Raw genomic sequence first — 3144 nt, forward strand, 5'->3', positions numbered from 1 at the left:
AGGAAAATTGAGAGGGTTTGCTTCTAGTACGAGAGGACCGAAGTGAACGCACCGCTGGTGTACGGGTTGTGATGCCAATTGCATTGCCCGGTAGCTACGTGCGGGATAGATAAGTGCTGAAAGCATCTAAGCACGAAACTAGCCTTAAGATGAGTTTTCCCAGATGAGAATCTGTAAGGTCCGTTTGAGACTAAGACGTAGATAGGTCAGGTGTGTAAGTGTAGTGATACATTGAGCTAACTGATACTAATGAACCGAGAGTCTTAACCTTACAACTCGGAGTTGTTTTGGAGCGCGAAGTAGAGAAAGAAGCAGTTTGTTCCGGATTGGGTTGGTGTGTTGCAGATAGCGGTAAGAAAGCGAACGAACACATTAACGAAGAAAAGAGAGGATACAGAATATGTCTGGCGGTAATAGCGCGGTGGTCCCACCTGACCCCATGCCGAACTCAGAAGTGAAACGCCGTAGTGCCGATGGTAGTGTGGGTATTACCCATGTGAGAGTAGGGTGCCGCCAGACTAATAAATAAGCGAAAGCCCAGCAGAGATGCTGGGCTTTTTTGTATCTGGTGTTTTTTTGTATATAGCGTCTAGTTGGGTATAAATAAAGAACAAAGAAGTATAAATACTCGAAATCACTCCACTTATAAAAGTAAGTAGTTACAAGCTAGCATATATTGACTGAAATAATGCAAATAATGTTATTATTAACTAAGTGAATAATAAAACTACTACTAAAAAAGACATTAACATAGTAAAAGATGAATAGATTAATCGCCTTTAATAAACCATTTAATGTTATCAGCCAATTTTCAATGCATGAAAAATATCAGACATTGAAAGATTTTATACCACTACCAGAATTTTATCCGGCTGGGCGGTTAGATACCGATAGTGAAGGTTTACTATTATTAACTAATAATGGCAAACTCCAAGCTAAAATCAGTTCCCCAAAATTTAAATTACCAAAAACCTACTGGGTACAAGTTGAAAGGCAAATCACAAAACAAGCAATAGAGAAATTAAGTTGTGGTGTTCAATTAAAAGAGTTTTATACCGCACCTGCGATTGCAAAAATTCTTAACGAACCATCTGATTTATGGGAAAGAGTACCCCCTATCAGAGAGCGTAAAACAATTCCTACCTCATGGGTTAGTATAACCATTACCGAAGGAAAAAATCGACAAGTAAGAAGAATGTGTGCTGCTGTTGGTTTTCCGTGCTTACGTTTAGTAAGAGTTCAAATTGGTAAATATAATCTATTCACTCATCACTTATCCCAAGGTCAATGGAAAAATATTACCATAGATGATCTTTACCTTTAATTTGCTATATCTAACAAAGTAGATAAATTAAAAGGTAACTGAATTAATTTAAATGATACTATATTGGTAATATTTGCTTCTAGGGCATAAGTGCCACAATAATATATATTTCATAGCAATAGTTAATTTAACTTAGTTAATATAAATTAAGTTAATTAATGATTCTTAATCATCTCCCAACTTAATCCAAACTTAGCTAAATATTTTTTTAATCTATCAGCATCGTTACTGCGTTGTTTTTTGGTTCTTGATACGGCAAACAGTTGCCTGCCGGCTTCAGATAGTGTTGAGTGTTTTCGACACACTTCGAGTACCTTTTCTAACTGATAACGATCAAATTCATCTATTTCGTGTGGAATTAACTCATCATAAATTTCGTTTTGATGCCAATTCTGTTTAAGGCGTTTGATCTCTTGTTCGACTTGCTCAAAGGTAATATTACCTTGTGGGGAAAGTGTTGCCATGCGAGTAATTGAGGCGGTGAGTTCCCGAAAATTGCCTTGCCATACTGCCTCATTGGCAGTGGCAAACTGTAAATAAGCCTTGCGTGACTCTTGATTAAAGCGTGGCATTAGGCCGTATTCTTTGGCATAACGCGCTAGTTCATAATCAATATTTGGTTCGATATCTTCTTTACGCTCAGCCAGTCCGGGTAATTTGTAACTCCATAAATTAATTCTCGCAAACAGATCTTCTCTAAATTCCCCTCGGTTGATTGCCAATTTAAGATCTTTATTGGTGCCGGCGATGAGTTGAAAATCACTTTGTATTGGAGTGTCACTACCAAATGGGTAAAACTGCTTTTCTTCAATGGCTTTTAATAGCATGGCTTGTTCATCAAGGCCAAGTTCACCGATTTCATCTAAAAACAGTAACCCACCATCAGCACTTTTTAACAGACCGGTGCGAGCCAGATTAGCGCCAGTAAATGCGCCTTTAACATGACCAAATAGCGTCGACATGGCACTATCACCACGTAAGGTGGCACAATTTATTTCGACAAATTGACCGTTAATTTGATGATGACTTTGCTTAAGTAAATAAATTTGTTTGGCTAAAAATGATTTTCCGGCGCCGGTTGGGCCACATAATAAAATAGGTGCATGCGACCTGCTTGCCACTTGCTCAATTTCAGCAATCATCTGATTAAATTGTTGATTGCGCGTTGCGATACCTGATTTTAAAAGGTCAGTTGCTTGATTGGCATATTGTTGAAAACGGGTCAGAATTTTATCATAACGATGTAAATTCAAATCGATAATATTCATTTTACCGCATGGCGTCAGTGCAATAAGCTCCTTCTCTTTTAAATCTAGATTTTCGTCTGTGAGTTCTTTTTTAGGTGGTGGTGACATTTGCAGTAATTTAGCTGGGTAGTAGCGTGATTCAGCCAGTAAAAACCAACAAATCTGTGCAACATGGGTACCGGTGGTGATATGCAAATAATAATCTTCTTGCTCAGGATTGAAGGTGTAATTTTTGGCAATATCAAACAGACAAGTATAAACCTGTTCAAAATCCCAAGGATCTTCAATGTTCACCGCTATGGGGCGTACTTCGGTTTGCGGTGATAACATTTTAATATCTTTAATGATTTCGCAAAGCAGATGATAATCGTTTTGATAATAGAGAAGCTCTAACCGAGTAAATGGTGTATTAGGTTGATGACATAAATCAATAGTCGGTCGCCATTGTCGCCAACGCCTTTTCCCTTTGCCGCGTTGATCCAGTACATTACCTAAAAAACCAAAAACTATATTCTTTTTCATTGCTTTATAAATATTTATAAATGAATAGATAAAATTATAAAAAATAAACAA

The 3144-nt window shown here is 37.4% G+C and carries 2 protein-coding genes and 2 rRNA genes; 3 read left to right on the forward strand and 1 reads right to left on the reverse strand.

Annotation, left to right across the window (positions count from 1 at the left end; all coding sequences use genetic code 11):
* The 3 genes from A9G11_RS04665 to A9G11_RS04675 form a co-directional block, all read left to right on the forward strand.
* Positions 1-271: ribosomal RNA gene (locus A9G11_RS04665) — 23S ribosomal RNA — on the forward strand; the annotation flags it as partial.
* Between the two features lie 132 nt (positions 272-403).
* A 5S ribosomal RNA gene (gene rrf / locus A9G11_RS04670) occupies positions 404-519 on the forward strand.
* A 241-nt stretch (positions 520-760) separates the two neighbouring features.
* A complete protein-coding gene (locus A9G11_RS04675) occupies positions 761-1324 on the forward strand; it encodes a pseudouridine synthase (protein ID WP_065618356.1) in 564 nt (187 codons plus the stop codon).
* 155 nt (positions 1325-1479) lie between these two features.
* On the opposite strand, the gene rtcR is transcribed toward A9G11_RS04675, so the two are convergent.
* Entirely contained in the window at positions 1480-3093 is a 1614-nt protein-coding gene (gene rtcR, locus A9G11_RS04680) for an RNA repair transcriptional activator RtcR (protein WP_065618357.1), read from the reverse strand.
* Positions 3094-3144: the final 51 nt, after the last annotated feature.

The sequence above is a fragment of the Gilliamella sp. wkB108 genome, from assembly GCF_001690195.1.
Classification (GTDB): domain Bacteria; phylum Pseudomonadota; class Gammaproteobacteria; order Enterobacterales; family Orbaceae; genus Gilliamella; species Gilliamella apicola_L.

What these genes read in the sequence shown, in the direction of transcription:
- rtcR (WP_065618357.1), bottom strand. Translation starts at nt 3,093, where the DNA reads ATGAAAAAGAATATAGTTTTTGGTTTTTTAGGTAATGTACTGGATCAA.
- A9G11_RS04675 (WP_065618356.1), top strand. Translation starts at nt 761, where the DNA reads ATGAATAGATTAATCGCCTTTAATAAACCATTTAATGTTATCAGCCAA.